The following is a 15,106-nucleotide window of genomic DNA, read 5'->3' on the forward strand; positions in this document are numbered from 1 at the left end:
AACATGAGCACTAACGGAAACTATGCGGTTGTTAAACGCGGCGATCAGTGGGCGGCGATCGGCCTCGGGAACTCGCGGGCATCTTCAGTCCACGACACTCAGTCCGATGCGTACATCGCGGCACGAGGATACTCCGCAAACAATGGAGGCGGTGAGGTTCAAATCCATGGTCTCGATGGCCGTATTAGGGATAAGAATACAATTCCTCCGGGAAATGATCCTCGTAATGTAAAGGGCTAATGGTGCTACCGTGTGTCGGGGTGGGGCAGGGGAAGGTGTTCGCCCCGACCCACGGATCATTTATTCGCTAGGTCTCTAAAGGGGCTCTTCGCAGCTGAGAGTGTAGTCGGGTTGGGCGCGTCGGTCGCTGGATAGGGGTCGAGGCCCTCCGAGGATGGAAGTTCTGACACTGCCCATCCTGAGGACCTCGACATGGATCACGCTACCTTCGTTCGCCCTGACCTGACCACGTTCTGCCGTCTCGACGAGCTCGGCCTCGAGGCCGTCGGACAGCGGGTTGAGCCTGATCGTGCGGTGATCCAGTGCCGGGTCCTGGAGCCGGACCCGTGGTGCAGGGAGTGCGGGGCCGAGGGCGTGCCCCGAGACACGGTGATCCGCCGGTTGGCGCACGAGCCGTTCGGGCACCGGCCCACGACCTTGATGGTCCGGGTCCGCCGGTACCGGTGTGTTACCTGCCGTCGGACGTGGCGGCAGGACACGTCGAAGGCCGCGGCGCCGCGGGCGAAGATCACCCGTGGCGGGGTGGGCTGGGCGCTGACCGGTGTGGTCGTGGACCACCTCACCGTCAGCCGCGTCGCTGCCGGGCTGGGAGTGTCCTGGCATACCGCCAACGAGGCGGTCATCGCCGAGGGCAAGCGGGTGCTGATCGACGATCCGGCCCGGTTCGCCGGGGTCACCACCATCGGGGTCGATGAGCACGTGTGGCGTCACACGCGCCACGGCGACAAGTACGTGACCGTGATCATCGACCTCACCCCGGCCCGGAACAAGTCCGGGCCCGCGCGGCTGCTGGACATGGTCGCGGGCCGGTCGAAGGCCGTGTTCAAGCAGTGGCTGGCCGATCGTCCTCGGGCGTGGCGGGACGGGGTGGAGGTCGTCGCGATGGACGGGTTCACCGGGTTCAAGACCGCTGCCGCCGAAGAGCTACCCACCGCAGTACCGGTCATGGATCCGTTCCACGTCATCCGTCTGGCAGGTGAGGGACTGGACCGGTGCCGGCAGCGCGTCCAGCAGCACACCCTCGGGCACCGGGGCCGGGCCGGGGACCCGCTCTACCGGGCGCGGCGGACCCTGCAGACCGGCGCGGACCTGCTCACCGACACCCAGCGCGCCCGGCTGGACACGGTATTCGCGGCAGACGAGCACGTCCAGGTCGAAGCGACCTGGGGCATCTACCAGCGGATGGTCGCCGCCTACCGCGAGCCCAACAAGACCACGGGCAAGCAGAGGATGCGAGCGGTCATCGAGTCGGTCGCCAGCGGCGTCCCAGACGCGCTGGTCGAGATCCGCACACTCGGCCGGACGCTGAAGCAGCGCGCCGCAGACGTGCTCGCCTTCTTCGACCGGCCCGGGACCTCGAACGGGCCGACAGAGGCCATCAACGGCCGACTCGAACACCTCCGCGGCTCCGCCCTCGGCTTCCGCAACCTCACCCACTACATCGCCCGATCTCTACTCGAGGCCGGCGGATTCAGACCCCGACTACACCCTCAACTGCGATGAGCCTCTAAAGGTCGAGATTCCGTACAAAGCCGATAAGGTAAAGCTATTGTAATCATAAAGGAGGAGCATGGATTGGGTAGCTGCCATAGTGGCAATCTTCGGATCTTCGATCATGGCGACTGCTCTTGGGGCGATTATAGGGAGATTCCGATTTAATAGACGGGCCGAGCTCTTGACTTCATGGAAATCGGAAGCGGAGTTAGCGGAGGCGCTGGAATTGGAGGCCGGCGTTCTTGATCCTAATAAGTCAAGGCAGGTCAAGGCGGTGTTTGCACATGCAGTTAGGTCCGATTTGAACCGGCGCTTAGCTAATGAGTTGGTACCCTCGGACAGGCTAGCCTTCACTTTTCACAGCACACTCGGTATTGTGGTAGTGGCAGCCAGTTTCGGTGTATTCATTACTGGAGTCAGTGGAAATTTCGGATCGGCTCCATCGAATATTGCGGCTATTGTGTTCTCTACTGTTATGGGCCTGATGTCAGTCGCAATGATTTCCATCGCGGCCTTTGGGAGTACGGCCCGCGACAGTCTGAGAACTTTGGTGGCTGAAGTCTTGAATGGTAATTCACCGAAACTTGGGAAATCTATTCAGGTTTTAGAAGTGGAGGGCAGGCGGACTTTCAAAGTGTATTCCGGGGGACTTTTTCAGAAGATCATCAGAAATTCGCTTACGGGAGGCCTGGCTGTCAATATTGAAAACTTTCTGAATAACAGCTTGCTTATGCCGTGTCAGGCCGATTCTAAGTAAGCAGTCATTTGGCAACTGATATCTTCTCGAGCCTACTAGTGTTCGAAGCGCAGTATTAGATTTGCTTGCCCTTAACGAACTCTTGGCTTTCGGGGCGAATGCGGCGATTTTTCCCGTAGATCGTCAGCGGCAGCACGTCGCGATCCGTGCGACCTGCTAGCGAACCTGTCAGCAGTGAGATCACATAGCCCAGAACCACCGATGCCACGAACGCGACGATCGAGATCGCGAACGGATTGAGACCGACGATGTTCTGGACGTACCAGGCCAGACCGGCTCCGAGCAGCAAACCGCTGAGCACTCCGAACGTGTTGGCGCGCTTGGTGAAGATCCCGAGAGCGAAGACCCCGGCCAGTGGAACGCCGAAGAGCCCGGTGATGCTGAGGAACAGATCCCACGTCTCGGCCTGATCGGTGGCTACCAGATAGAGCGCCACGGCGACCGAGGCTGCACCGACCACGACGATGACCATCCGAGAGAACCCCACACCTGAGCGGGCAACACCATCGCGCGGCGGGAAGAACCTGTCGCGCAGATCGACGGTGACGCACGCTGAGATCGAGTTGAGGCTCGACGAGATCGTCGACTGTGCGGCCGCGAAGATCGCCGCGATGAGCAGTCCCGAGATTCCCGCCGGCAGCACGTTGACCGCGAAGTACGGGACGAGCGCCGAGGTGTTGAAATCCTCGGGAAGCGATCCGGCATGTCGGTAGTAGCTGTAGAGAACCGTCCCGATCCCGTAGAAGAGCGGAATCGTCAGCAGCGCAAGGAACCCGTTGACCATGAGCGACCGCGCCGCCGCCTTCGGAGAATCCGTGGTCTGATACCGCTGCACGACATCCTGACTCGCCGTGTACTGATGCAGATTGTTGAAGACCGACCCAAGGAAGATGATCGGAATCGCCGCGGCAGCCCCGCCGATCGTCCAATTGTCAGCCGTGATGAACTTGCCGTCATTTGCCGCATCTGAGGCAACCGTCGCCATGCCGCCGTCGATGGCAGCGATGCCGAAGACGAGGATGACCCCTGCCCCAACGAGAAGAATGATGGCCTGAGCGACGTCCGACCAGATGACGCCCTCCATCCCGCCGAGGAACGTGTAGATCACCGAGAGCACACCGACGGCCGCGGCAATGAGCGCCGGGCTGATATCGGTGACCGAACTGATCGCCAAAGTCGGCAGATAGACGACGATCGCCACCCGACCGATGTGGAAGAGCACGAAGAGCACCGACCCCAGGACTCGGATGCTCGGCCCGAAACGCGCCTCAAGATACTCGTACGCCGTTGTGACGTCGAGCTTGCGGAAGAACGGAATGTAGAACGCGACGAGCACCGGCACGAGGAGGAAGATCGCGATATTGCCGGCCGCATAGGACCAGTCATTGAGGAACGACTGCTCAGGAGTTGACATGAACGTGATCGCCGACAGCGTCGTGGCATAGATGCTGAATCCGGCCGCCCACGCGGGGATACGCCCATCGGCTCTGAAGAACGCATCCGTGCTCTCACCGGCCTTGCGAGTGAACCACACGCCGATGGCCAGCGTCGCCAAGAGATAGATGATGATCACGGCCCAATTGAGCCCGCCAAGACCTGGAGCGTCCATGCTCCTCCTCCGATGAAGGTCGATCGGGACGCCTCAATCCTCGGGTCCCGAAGTGAACATAAAACGTGGGATGTCCTACGCGGGAAACCTACCGGAATGAATCTTTGGATACAAGCTTGGTTGCTTTTGGGGCATCGGTCGTCAGAAGACTAAATCCTCAGAGGACCAAAGTCCTCACAGAACCGCAGTCCTCAGGCGACCGAAGAAACCGAAACGACCGCAGCCCTCAGCGGACCAGCGCCGATCTCACGCGGAGACAAGTTCGTCCGCCATCATCCACTCGACGATCGCCGCGACATGGGCATCGACGGAATCGATCGCCGGCAGGGGAGCGACGTCCGGCGGGACGAGGAGACCGATCTCCGTGCAGGAGAGCGCGACGGCATCGGCACCGCGATCGGCCAGCGACTGCATGATCTCGATGTAGCGGGCACGCGAGGCCTCGGTGAATCGGCCCTGAGTGAGTTCGTCCCAGATGATCTGATCGACCTCGAGGCACGTCTCCTCATCGGGGATGAGGGTGGCAATGCCCTGCGCCTCGAGGCGCTCGGTGTAGAAACCGTCGAGCATCGTCCACTTCGTGCCGAGCACCGCCAGCGTCGAATACCCGCGATCCTTCGCCATCGCCGCGATCGAATCGACGATGTGGATGAGCGGGACGTCGACGGAGGCCTCGACCGTCGGTGCCGTCTTGTGCATGAGGTTCGTCGCGATAGCCACCGCCTCGGCGCCGCCGTCGACGAGGCGCTGACCGGTCGCAGCCAAAGCAGCTGAAGCGCCCTCCCAGTCCTCGGCGATCTGGAGGTCACGGATCCCGGAGAAATCGCACGAGTCGAGGAGGATCTGCGCCGAATGGTGACCTCCGAGGCGCTCGGCGACCGCCGCATTGATCTTCGTGTAGTACTCGATGCTCGAGTGCCAGCTCATTCCGCCGAGCAGTCCGATTCTCCGCACCGTCAATCTCCTTCGATACCTGTTCCCGCACGCGATCCGCGCCGAAAACGTCCGGCCGCATGATCCGCATTCCTTATGTCTTCCAGTCTCCCGCACCACGAAGATCACGAGTAGACCCAGTTCACGCTGACTTGGCATAAGCTGAACTTATGTCTCAGCAGTTCGACCACGCGCTCACCACCGGCGACCCCAAACGACTCCTCCTCTTCGGCGCTGTCGCCCAGGCCGGCAGCCTCGGTGCCGCCGCACGGGAGATCGGGTGGTCGCAGCCGGCGCTCTCCCAGCACATGAGCGCCCTCGAGAAGGACCTCGGCGTCTCGCTCTTCGACCGGACCCCGCGCGGCATCGTGCTCACCACGGCCGGCCAGCTCGCCCTCATCCGCGCGACCGAGGTCGCCGCCTCGGTGACCGGACTGCGCCGCGACCTCGCCACGGCCTTCGGACTCGGCGGACGCAACGTCCGCCTTGCCGGCTTCCCGAGCTTCGTCATCGGACCCCTCGCCGCGGCCCTCGGAACTCTCGAGACTGGCGACGACACCCGACCGGACAGCGCCACCCGCCACTCCTACGAAGTCGTCGAAGCCGAACCGCCCGAAGCGCTCACCCTGCTCGAGAACGGCGCGATCGACGTCGCCTTCGTCTTCCACCACGAGGACGAAGACCCACCTCAGCTCGACAACGCCACGGTCGTCGACCTCGGCGAGGATCGACTCGACCTCCTCGTTCCGGAACGCTGGAACCGGGCCGGACAGATCCACGCGCTCACCGACGTCGCCGAGCTGCCGTGGATCATGGGGTGCGAACGCTGCCGTTCGACCGCGGAACGCCTGTGCCGTCGTGCCGGTTTCGAACCCCGCACCCGGCACATCACCGACAATCCCGGAGCAATCCAAGCGCTCGTGTCGAACAGCCTCGGCGTGGCCCTGCTCCCGCAGAGCGCCCGGCGGACGACCGCGGTCGAGGGCATCGCGGCGATCTCGATCCCCGAGGTCGGCACCCGCCGCATCAGCGCCCTTGTCCCCACCGAGCTGGCCACCGCCGGCGAGATCACCGACCTCCTCGATGCACTGCGAACTCTCAATGACGATCCACAGGTTCATCAGAGGTGATCAATTAGGCTGGTGACGACGGCAACGAGGATTAGGGCGACGAAAGGGGAGTGCGGATGACGATCCTCTACTCCATCGGATTGGGTCTCATCAACGCTGTCATCGTCGGATTCCTCGTCAGGCGGATGATGCCGGTCGGCACCGGCGCCGCCCGCAACATCGTCGTCTCCCTCATCATGGGCCTCTCGATCTGGCCGATCACCCTGCAGGCGTACCGGCTCCTCGGCATCTCCGAGGACAACGCCTACCCCGGCCTCGACATGAGCTTCCCCGCGATCATGGTCTTCCTCCTCCTCTTCGCGTGGTTCATCGTCATCCAGATGTTCATCCTCCTCGCCATCGAACTCGTCATGCCGACCGGCACGATGTCATCGGTGCTGCGCTCCGTGCCGAAGGTGCCCACCTGGTATCGCCGCGTCAACCGGCTCGCCCAGGTCCAGAAGATCCTCATCCGCTTCGGCCTCGGCCGGTACCTCAAACCCCGCATCCCGACGCTGCGGGTGTCCCTGCGCGAGATCGCGGCGACGACCCGTGACGCGCTGGCCGCGGCCGGGGTGACGTTCGTCAAGCTCGGACAGTTCATCGCGACTCGCGGTGACATGATCCCGCACGAGTTCGTCGAAGAGTTCTCCAAACTCCAGGCCGGTGTGCCCCCGGTTCCCTTCGCCGAGGTGAAAGGGCAGTTGGAGGCCCTATGGGGCCGTCCCGTCGCCGAGGTGTTCGCCGAGTTCGACGAGGTCCCCTTCGCGGCCGCGTCGGTTGCCCAGGTTCACCGTGCCGTGACGTGGGAGGGTCAGGTCGTCGCCGTCAAGGTGCAGCGGCCGAAGATCCGCAAGCAGGTCAAGGCCGACGCCGATATCGTCCTCACCCTGGCCGTGCGACTCGAGCGGTCGACGGACTGGGCGAAGAAGGTCGGGGTCGTCAAGCTCGCCAACAGCTTCGTCGATTCGCTCATGGGGGAGCTCGACTACCGGGGCGAGCTCGCCCACATCGAAGCGCTGCGGGAGGCCGACGAGGCGGGGCGGCAGAACTCGTCACGGCCCTCGGTCGTCCACATCCCCAATGTCTACCCCGAGCTGTCGGGGGAGTACGTCATCGTCATGGACCTCGTCGAGGGTGTGCCCCTGTCCCACGCCTCCGAGGTGGTCTCCGAGCTGTCGCAGATCGCGCGGGCCGAGATCGCCCAGGACCTCTTCCTCATGGTCGTCCGGCAGGTGCTCGGCAAAGGGATCTTCCACGCCGACCTTCACCCGGGCAACATCGTCGTCTCCTCCGCCGGGCGGGCGGGGCTTGTCGACTTCGGTGCCGTTGGGCTCATCGACAAGCGGGACCGGCGGGCGATTGCGTTGCTGCTCATGGCGTTCGATTCGCAGAATTCGCATGCGGCGACGGCGGCGATCCTTGAGCTGCTCGGCACACCGAGTGATGTCGACCTGCGCGAGCTGCAACGGGAGATCGGGCAGATCATGCTCAAGTACGGCGACGGTCGCCCAGGGTCGACGTCGGCGGCGCTTTTCGGTGAGCTCATCGACTTCGTCGTCGATTACGGGTTCCCGATGCCGACGTCGGTGGCGACGGCGTTCCGGGCGATCAGCACGCTCGAGGGGTCGCTGATGAAGCTCGATCCGCAGATGAACCTGCTGGCGCTGGTGAAGAGGAACGGCAAGGATCTGCTCCGCGAAGTTGGGGGACTCGGAGTCGATCGCAGTGAGATGACGCTCTACTTCGCGGCGACGGTGCCGCAGATGGCGGAGTTGCCCGCGCAGGTCGCCCGCATCGCCGGGCACTTGCAGGATGGCACCCTGGATGTCGGCACGAGCGGGCTGAACATCTCGATGATCAAGAACCTCCTCAAGTCGACGGTCGAGCAGTTCATTCAGGTGATCGTCTCGACGGCGCTCATCCTCGGCGGAGTGATCCTCATGGCCGCGAACTTCGGGCCCCAGTTGGCGCCAGAGCTCAAGCTCTTCACGTACTTCGGGGCGTGGGTGCTGTTGGCCGGCAGTGTCTTGGCGGCATTGGTGCTGGCGCCGGCGCTGCGGCAGCGGATGGCGTGGGACAGTCTGGGGTAGGGGTGTCGCCCGGCGTCTGACACCGACTGCGCTGACTGCGACATTGACGCAACCGGCGCACAACAACGGCCCGGCACCTGGAGGAGAGCCCAGGTCCCGGGCCGTGTCAGTTCCGCGGGAGTGGAGCCTATGCGCGCGGGTTGACGATGATTTTCACGTTCTCTTCGTTGTTGTTGATCAACTCGTCGAAGCCGCCGGTGATGAGCTCGTCGAGGCCGATGCGACCGGTGATGAAATCGGCGACCTTGATCTTGCCGCTCTGCACGAGCTCGATGGTCGCCGGGTGATCTCCTGCGTAGCCGATCGTTCCCCGCAGATCGATCTCCTTGAGTACGAGCTTGGGCATGTCGACCTCTGGCTTGTGTCCCCAGATGGAGACGTTGACGACGACAGCACCAGGCCGGACGGCGTCGAGGATCGTATCAAGCACGACGGGCACTGAGGAGCATTCGAAGCCGACGTCCGCGCCGCGGCCCTCGGTGAGTTCGCGGACCTTGTCGGCGACGTTGCCCTCCCGCGGATCGAGGACCGCGTCAGCCACGCCGGTGGATTCCGCCATCGACTTGCGAGCCTCGGAGAGTTCGGAGATGTAGACGGTGAGCCCGGTGGCTTTGAGTACGGCGGCAGTGAGGAGTCCGATGGGTCCGGCGCCGCCGACGATTGCGACCTGACCGGCCGTGGCACCCGAGCGTGAGACTGCGTGATGGGCCACCGCGAGCGGTTCGATGAGAGCTGCCTCGTCGAGCGGGATATCCCCGATCGGGTGCACCCACCGGCGTTCGACGACGATCTTCTCCGCCAGACCGCCGCCGCGGCCGCCGAGGCCGATGAAGTTCATGTTCTCCGACAGCTGGTAGCTCTGTCCCGGGCTGGTATCGACATCCTCGGCGATGATGTACGGTTCGACGACGACGTTCTCGCCGACCTTGAGATCGGTCACGCCTTCGCCGAGGGCGGTGATCGTGCCAGAGAATTCGTGTCCCATCGTCACCGGCGCCGATTCGTGCGAAATGGGGTGCGGGTGCCCTGCGGGCGGGATGAAGATCGGTCCTTCGAGGTATTCGTGCAGGTCCGTTCCGCAGATCCCGCACCAGGCGACGTCGATAGCGACGGTCCCGGGGAGGAGCTCGGGCTCCGGAATGTCCTCGATCCGAATGTCTTTGCGGTCGTAATAGCGTGCAGCTTTCACGGTCAGTCCCTTCTGGTCGTCTAGCGATTCGATAACGGGATTATGCCTGTAGTCTAGCGGCGGATTCTGCGACACTGCCGGGAACGGGCCAGCTGACCTTGGGTGGAGGATCGACCCCCTGAACTCCGCGAACCTCCGAACCGTGAGGGTCTGTTGCCATCCCGTTCGCCGAGGCGATTGCCGTGATGGGTGCCTGTCCGCGGTGAGGCGATCTCCTGCGCCCACGGACCGCCGCGAGATACTTTCATTCCAAATGTGGCGGGCGGCGGCATTGCCGCATCAGTCCTGGTTCCGGCACTGAGGCACCGGATAGCCTGGGACAGTTGAGAGCAGTCGCACTTCACGGTGGATGAAGGAGAGCCATGGCGAAGAAGCTTGTGACCTTGCCGAAGGACTTCCGCAATTTCGGAGAATCGTACACACTCAGTGAACTGCAGGAGATCTTCGAGCGGCGATCAGTCGATGCCCGTGGTGGGTATGACAAGCAGACGGCGCTCGCCTTCAGCACCGTGGACGTTGACGGCGTGCGCTGGTTGCTGGATCAGGGAGCCGATATCGCGGCGGCAAGCCGCTTCGGGAACTCGCCGCTGGTTACACGTGCCCGAGCCGGGGACGCCGAGGTCGTCCGTGAACTGTTGGAACGGGGTGCCGATCCGATCCGCTCTGGAAGCACGCACACACCGCTGGCCGCGGCGGCCGAAAACCACCGCCTTGACGTCGTGAGACTTCTCCTTGAGGCCGGCGCGATTTCGTCGCTTCACGAGGAGGACACCATGGGGTGGACCGCCCTCGACCATGCGGCCATTCGCTGCGACCCCCTCAAGGTCGAACAGGGTCTGCCGGTCGTCGAGCTCCTCGTCGAGCACGGAGGAGAACTGAGCGAGGACGCGCGCCCCTACCTGTCGAAAGCGATGAAGGACCTTCGCCGCTTCGAAGCGGCCGGCAACGCGCGACCTGAGACCGTTGAGGCGATGATCGCACTGCTGGAGATGTTCGACATTGAGCTGCCCTCGCGCCCGCGCTCGCTCGCTGGAGGCGAGCCGATCACTGTGACTGCGACCGGGTGGAAGAAGCAGTTCTCGGAGCTCTGGGACATGCTTGTGCCGGGAAACGGTCCAGCGGAGAGCGTGCAGGGCGAAGTCATTCGCATCGCGGGTTGCGTCGGCTACGAGTTGCTCAACAACGGCGGAGCGAACTGGGATGGCGATTTCGACGCGATGGCACAGGCGTACGCGCGATATGTGCGCACCGGTGAGCCGCTGACAGGACAGGCTCTGCGGGATGTGGACCGGGCGATCAAAGGGGTCGGCGGCGGTCGATACGATCCGGCGGCCGTCGATGTGCTCACTGAAGCAGCAGTGTCGTGGGTGCTCCAGAACCCGGAGCGGACTGGGCTGGACATGCCTGACTACACGCGGTGATGACGTGGTGAGTTTGGAAATGCAGTAGTCCTAGTTGATTGCTGACGGTGAGCTTGCCGTGGTGTCTTGCCACGATCTGGACCGCGGATACCCCGGACATGATGGGACTATTTTTCAATCGCAGCCTCGTGCACTCATCCTGGGGACTCGATTAGTCCCCAACTTTTATCTTTCGGCCTGCTGACCTGCAATAACGCCGACGAGATCCTCGCTACCTACCTAAATGAAGCACGTCAGGTTCGCCCCTAAGAAGATCCTGTGTCATGGGCGAACGTTAGCCTCAAAACGACACACCCGAGTACCCGGATGTCAGCGTGATGAGGGAGCCGATATGGGCGCGGATGGCAATGAGTATTTTCTCGAGCTTTCGAGACTCAGTCACGCGCTCAGCGAGGTGGACGATCGACTCGCCGCGATGGAACGAGAGCAACCAGAAAGTGGTTGCTGCAGCGTTCATACCTGGGGAACCGAAGACAATGTGGAGTCGTGTAACCCGGCAAGCTTAAGCGTGAACCCCTCAGAGGGCGATTTGATCCGCACTTCGATGAATACGTTTCGCGATTCACTGGTGTCGAACTTCCGAGACATCTATTTCAAATACGCGAACAGTGAGTTGGAGAGGTTGTGCGAAATCCACGAAGATTCTCCGCTTGGTGGTTTAGCTGACCAGTGCGCGTTTGCCGTAACTTCGCTTCTTGATTCGATCGCCAGGCAGTATGAAGCACAAGTGGAAATCAAGAACTCAACAGTGCAGCGGCTTCTGGAATTCTCGGATGATCTCAACTTTCCAGTCCAGGCTAAAGGGGGTCTCCAGCCTCAATCCGGCATAGGTGCAGTTCTACTTTCTGAGGGACCTGACAAACCGAACAACGGCATTCGTGTGGGCGACCGAGAGATCAAGGCTGCTGATGAGAAAGTGGTCAACACGGAGTTCATCACGAGAATTGCCAAGGAATCGAAGAAACTCGTCGAAGAAATATCTTTGTCTCAAAGTGCGCGCGCTATGGAGCGGGAGATCTTTTCAATCGACGAACACCAAGAATATTTGTATCAAGAGTCGATTCGGCCTTACATCGTCAACCCTGACGATAACCCTGATGGAGACAAAACTAATGACTGCACGCCGGATAGTTGAATAGTTATGCCAATCTGTCGGAATTTGTGTAAGAACCAGGAGGGGTGAACCTATGGCTGAGGAGTCGTTGTTTGATAGAGCTGATAGGTTGAGAACCTACATTAAACGGCTGAAGTCCGAAGAGCGCTTGTTGGCCGCCCAGATTCCTGCCTTGCGACAGATGGACTTCGAAGATGATCACGTATGCGGTGGCGCTTGGTCGAGTGCCCACGCTGAGGCTGCCGGGCAGGAGCGTCTGAACGAACTCAGATATCTGGTGTGGGAAACAGCAGTTGAGTTGGAATCTGTCTTTCTCGAACTTGCAGAAGGGGAGATCGAGCGCCTTGCGACGTTCGCCGAGTCGACTCCCGCGGGCAACCTCGGCACTGCGTGTTCGGCAGCTAGAAACGCGATCATTGCCCGGTTCGCCGACGCCCACGCGGGGCTCATGAATAAGAACAACAACGTAGCGCACCTGTTGACGCACTTCTCAAATCAGCTGGAACTCAATGATCTGCGAGAGGCAACACCGTTCTCGTCAGACAGCGGTAATGTGACCGTGCTGCGAGACGAAACGCAAACCAGAGTTTACGGGGTGCGGGTCAACGACCGAGAAGTGCGATTCGTCGACATCGACGAGGGCATGGACACCTTCCGAACGACTGTGATCGCAGCGATCGAGGAGTGGCAAAAGAAGCGACTCGCACGGGTCGAACGCCGAGCAGAACTCAGGGCACAGATGGAGCGTCCGCCTTCGGCGACGAGTGACACGGCTCATCCATAGGGCGCACGCGCATTGTTCCTGCCAGTCCAAGCATTTCTCTCGTTGTCTGTGAGAAGCAGTTCGACTTGTGTCGATCAGGGCTGAAGACGAGAACTTCCGTTCCGCCGAGGAATCTCGTGTCAGGACCGCGGTCTAAGGTCGTGATCGAACAGCTGGCGAAGCGAGTGCGATGCCGTCGATGATAGGAGGACCAGTGAATGTAGACAGGGTGCGCCTGGTGGCATCAAATCTCCACCGAGAGCTCATGGACGATGCACGCGCGCTCGACGATTTGGAGCACCTCAGATCTGTTCGTGATGCGATAGAGCGTATGTCCCCCGAAATTTCAACACTCGCTGACGACCTTGATGCCGTTGAACTCGACCTCACAGATCTCGAACACAGGGAGAACTACTTCCGTAAGTCGATGCAGTACAAACGCGAGCGACTCGTTCCCGTCTTTCGCCAATTGGCGGTTCACTACTTCGACGTCCTGGAAGCGGACGCGGGAACTCCTATTGAGAAGGGCTTCATTGATGCGTTGGACGCGCTCACCCAGCTCTACGTGCGACGGGCGTTCGATCGTGCAGTTCGAAACAACGAGCTCGTAACTGAACTTCTGACCATCTCCGAAGGTTTGCCTGCGAATGACACAGAGCAGGACGCGTTAGCATATCCTGCCGAAGCGACACGGTTCGGCCCCAATCGCAACGGCAAATACACTGGAATCAAGGTCAGGAAGCGTGAAGCTCACCTGTCTGATATTGAGAAGGAGCTCTCGTCGATGTTGATTGCTGCTCAGGAAGCCATTGCAAGAGCTGGCACTCGTATGCTGAGTGATCTCGTCGACGGGGAGCAAATGGTTTCCGAGGTAACTCTTGACCCAACTCCATACTTCCTTCCCGGCGAGTGACAGCACGCGGCGAGTCACATCATCGGTAGAGTATCGATTGGCCACGACGGAAGAATTCGACAATGATCATGACAGGTGGACGGAATGGGAATCCTCGACGCGGTGCACGGAATCACCGAAACTGATGCTGCAGATCTGCTCAGGGAGTACTACGCAAAAGGTGCTTACACCGGGGCGCATTTCGAGTCGATCGGTGCCGAACCGGGTAAAGAGAACGTCATCACCGCAGCTGACTTGTATTCAGTCTCGACCTTGAGTGTCAACGTCCCGGCGAAGGCTGGAATCGCCATCCTTGGACAAGACGCAGCGACGTTCACAGGGTTGCTCGACCAGATCCCGAACGTAGGCATTGGATCTCTTTCCGAAGCAGACTTCGAGCGGCATCTGGGAACCGAGTCGAAGGCACTGGAGTTGTGGGACCTGCTTCGACGCAATCTGCCAGGTCAACGCCGGTGGGGAATCGGGCCGACGACAACCAGCAAGATCATGGCTCGTAAACGACCGGCGCTCATTCCGATCGAGGATTCAGTAGTGAACCGCGTAATCGGACTGGGACGAGGCGACTCGTGGCGGTTGTGGTGGGAGGCGTTCAACGCTGAAAGTGATTACCTCGAGGAACGCGCGACCGTGCTGCGGACTGAGATCGGTCGGCCGGATCTGTCGACTCTCCGTGTGTTCGACGTGATGCTGTGGATGTGGGGTAAGGCCAACCCGGAGGCCTGAGCCGGCGACCTGTCGATACTGAGAATTCGGGCTTTCCGAAACGGTAAACCCGATCCCAATAGCCTGACTTGCGGCTCAACCTGCTCACCATGGTGACGCAGAACGGGAAGGACCTGCTCCGGCAGGTCGGGGGTCTGGGAATCGACCGGCAGGAGATCACCCTCTACTTCGCGGCGACGTTGCCGCAGATGGCGGAGCTGCCGGCCCAGGTCGCCCGCATCGCTGGCCACCTCCAGGACGGCACTCTGGATGTCGGCACGAGCGAGTTGAACATCGCGATGATCAAGAACCTGCTCAAGTCCACGGTCGAGCAGTTCATTCAGGTGATCGTCTCCACGGCGCTCATCCTCGGCGGAGTGATCCTCATGGCCGCCGATTTCGGACCCCAGTTGGCGCCGGAGCTCAAGCTCTTCACGTACTTCGGGGCGTGGGTGCTCCTGGCCGGCAGTGTCTTGGCCGCGCTCGTGTTGGCGCCGGCGCTGCGGCAGCGGATGGCCTGAGACTCGTTGGGGTAGGGTCTCTTTCCGGTGAGCCAAGCTATTCAACATTCGGTGCGCTACCGCTTCACTGAAGCGCCGTGCTTAGTCGCCGCCGCTCGGGCAACCAGAGCTTGCGTGAAGTCACACGTTTTCGTGTCAATCTCTGAGACCGGTATTGTCTCAGTTCCAGAGCATGGAAGTCGATTCATGCTCGAAGGTAGTCGGTGGACAACAAGAATGCGCGTTCGGCTACTGTTGACTCCGGCACT

Annotated in this window: 14 protein-coding genes; 11 read left to right on the forward strand and 3 right to left on the reverse strand. The window is 61.4% G+C overall.

Going from position 1 to position 15,106, the window contains the following annotated elements; translation table 11 throughout:
• Positions 1 to 3: 3 nt before the first annotated feature.
• The 3 genes from J9315_RS17605 (at position 4) to J9315_RS06690 (ending at position 2,491) form a co-directional block, all read left to right on the forward strand.
• On the forward strand, positions 4 to 240 hold the full coding sequence (locus J9315_RS17605) for a DUF2188 domain-containing protein (protein ID WP_211979087.1): 237 nt from the start codon (positions 4 to 6) through the stop codon (positions 238 to 240).
• Between the two features lie 192 nt (positions 241 to 432).
• Positions 433 to 1,743: an ISL3 family transposase gene (locus J9315_RS06685; protein WP_036316278.1), complete on the forward strand. Its 1,311-nt coding sequence runs from the start codon at positions 433 to 435 to the stop codon at positions 1,741 to 1,743.
• A gap of 67 nt (positions 1,744 to 1,810) precedes the next feature.
• Positions 1,811 to 2,491 carry a hypothetical protein gene (locus J9315_RS06690; RefSeq protein WP_211979088.1) on the forward strand — a complete coding sequence of 227 codons (681 nt, stop codon included), beginning with the start codon at positions 1,811 to 1,813 and terminating at the stop codon, positions 2,489 to 2,491.
• A gap of 55 nt (positions 2,492 to 2,546) precedes the next feature.
• On the opposite strand, the gene J9315_RS06695 is transcribed toward J9315_RS06690, so the two are convergent.
• Both J9315_RS06695 and J9315_RS06700 read right to left on the reverse strand, forming a co-directional pair.
• A complete protein-coding gene (locus J9315_RS06695; protein WP_211979089.1) occupies positions 2,547 to 4,100 on the reverse strand; it encodes a sodium:solute symporter in 1,554 nt (517 codons plus the stop codon).
• Between the two features lie 246 nt (positions 4,101 to 4,346).
• Positions 4,347 to 5,054 carry an amino acid racemase gene (locus tag J9315_RS06700; RefSeq protein WP_211979090.1) on the reverse strand — a complete coding sequence of 236 codons (708 nt, stop codon included), beginning with the start codon at positions 5,052 to 5,054 and terminating at the stop codon, positions 4,347 to 4,349.
• 149 nt (positions 5,055 to 5,203) lie between these two features.
• On the opposite strand from J9315_RS06700, the gene J9315_RS06705 reads away from it, so the two are divergent.
• Both J9315_RS06705 and J9315_RS06710 read left to right on the forward strand, forming a co-directional pair.
• Entirely contained in the window at positions 5,204 to 6,163 is a 960-nt protein-coding gene (locus tag J9315_RS06705; protein WP_211979091.1) for a LysR family transcriptional regulator, read from the forward strand.
• A 56-nt stretch (positions 6,164 to 6,219) separates the two neighbouring features.
• Positions 6,220 to 8,235, forward strand: a complete 2,016-nt coding sequence (locus J9315_RS06710) for an AarF/UbiB family protein (RefSeq protein WP_211979092.1) — start codon at positions 6,220 to 6,222, stop codon at positions 8,233 to 8,235.
• A gap of 127 nt (positions 8,236 to 8,362) precedes the next feature.
• Here the strand turns inward: J9315_RS06710 and J9315_RS06715 are convergent, their stop codons facing one another.
• The gene (locus J9315_RS06715) at positions 8,363 to 9,424 is read right to left on the reverse strand and encodes a 2,3-butanediol dehydrogenase (protein WP_211979093.1); all 1,062 of its coding nucleotides are present in this window, start codon (positions 9,422 to 9,424) and stop codon (positions 8,363 to 8,365) included.
• Between the two features lie 362 nt (positions 9,425 to 9,786).
• Here J9315_RS06715 and J9315_RS06720 point away from each other — a divergent pair, with 362 nt between their 5' ends.
• The 6 genes from J9315_RS06720 (at position 9,787) to J9315_RS06745 (ending at position 14,858) form a co-directional block, all read left to right on the forward strand.
• Positions 9,787 to 10,845 carry an ankyrin repeat domain-containing protein gene (locus J9315_RS06720; RefSeq protein ID WP_211979094.1) on the forward strand — a complete coding sequence of 353 codons (1,059 nt, stop codon included), beginning with the start codon at positions 9,787 to 9,789 and terminating at the stop codon, positions 10,843 to 10,845.
• Between the two features lie 331 nt (positions 10,846 to 11,176).
• Positions 11,177 to 11,980, forward strand: coding sequence for a hypothetical protein (locus J9315_RS06725; RefSeq protein WP_211979095.1), 804 nt, complete (start codon positions 11,177 to 11,179; stop codon positions 11,978 to 11,980).
• Between the two features lie 52 nt (positions 11,981 to 12,032).
• Positions 12,033 to 12,743, forward strand: coding sequence for a hypothetical protein (locus J9315_RS06730; protein ID WP_211979096.1), 711 nt, complete (start codon positions 12,033 to 12,035; stop codon positions 12,741 to 12,743).
• A 244-nt stretch (positions 12,744 to 12,987) separates the two neighbouring features.
• Entirely contained in the window at positions 12,988 to 13,635 is a 648-nt protein-coding gene (locus J9315_RS06735) for a hypothetical protein (RefSeq protein ID WP_211979097.1), read from the forward strand.
• Positions 13,636 to 13,719: 84 nt separating this feature from the next.
• A complete protein-coding gene (locus J9315_RS06740; protein WP_211979098.1) occupies positions 13,720 to 14,358 on the forward strand; it encodes a DUF6308 family protein in 639 nt (212 codons plus the stop codon).
• 89 nt (positions 14,359 to 14,447) lie between these two features.
• Complete coding sequence (locus J9315_RS06745) at positions 14,448 to 14,858, forward strand: hypothetical protein (protein ID WP_249121049.1); 411 nt, start codon at positions 14,448 to 14,450, stop codon at positions 14,856 to 14,858.
• Positions 14,859 to 15,106 lie beyond the last annotated feature (248 nt).

This window comes from Brevibacterium sp. W7.2, assembly GCF_018137945.1.
Lineage (GTDB): Bacteria > Actinomycetota > Actinomycetes > Actinomycetales > Brevibacteriaceae > Brevibacterium > Brevibacterium sanguinis.

Excerpts from the sequence above, each read along its gene's own strand:
- J9315_RS17605 (WP_211979087.1), top strand. The coding sequence starts at position 4 with ATGAGCACTAACGGAAACTATGCGGTTGTTAAACGCGGCGATCAGTGG.
- J9315_RS06685 (WP_036316278.1), top strand. The coding sequence starts at position 433 with ATGGATCACGCTACCTTCGTTCGCCCTGACCTGACCACGTTCTGCCGT.
- J9315_RS06690 (WP_211979088.1), top strand. The coding sequence starts at position 1,811 with ATGGATTGGGTAGCTGCCATAGTGGCAATCTTCGGATCTTCGATCATG.
- J9315_RS06695 (WP_211979089.1), bottom strand. The coding sequence starts at position 4,100 with ATGGACGCTCCAGGTCTTGGCGGGCTCAATTGGGCCGTGATCATCATC.
- J9315_RS06705 (WP_211979091.1), top strand. The coding sequence starts at position 5,204 with ATGTCTCAGCAGTTCGACCACGCGCTCACCACCGGCGACCCCAAACGA.
- J9315_RS06710 (WP_211979092.1), top strand. The coding sequence starts at position 6,220 with ATGACGATCCTCTACTCCATCGGATTGGGTCTCATCAACGCTGTCATC.
- J9315_RS06720 (WP_211979094.1), top strand. The coding sequence starts at position 9,787 with ATGGCGAAGAAGCTTGTGACCTTGCCGAAGGACTTCCGCAATTTCGGA.
- J9315_RS06725 (WP_211979095.1), top strand. The coding sequence starts at position 11,177 with ATGGGCGCGGATGGCAATGAGTATTTTCTCGAGCTTTCGAGACTCAGT.
- J9315_RS06730 (WP_211979096.1), top strand. The coding sequence starts at position 12,033 with ATGGCTGAGGAGTCGTTGTTTGATAGAGCTGATAGGTTGAGAACCTAC.
- J9315_RS06735 (WP_211979097.1), top strand. The coding sequence starts at position 12,988 with ATGGACGATGCACGCGCGCTCGACGATTTGGAGCACCTCAGATCTGTT.
- J9315_RS06740 (WP_211979098.1), top strand. The coding sequence starts at position 13,720 with ATGGGAATCCTCGACGCGGTGCACGGAATCACCGAAACTGATGCTGCA.
- J9315_RS06745 (WP_249121049.1), top strand. The coding sequence starts at position 14,448 with ATGGTGACGCAGAACGGGAAGGACCTGCTCCGGCAGGTCGGGGGTCTG.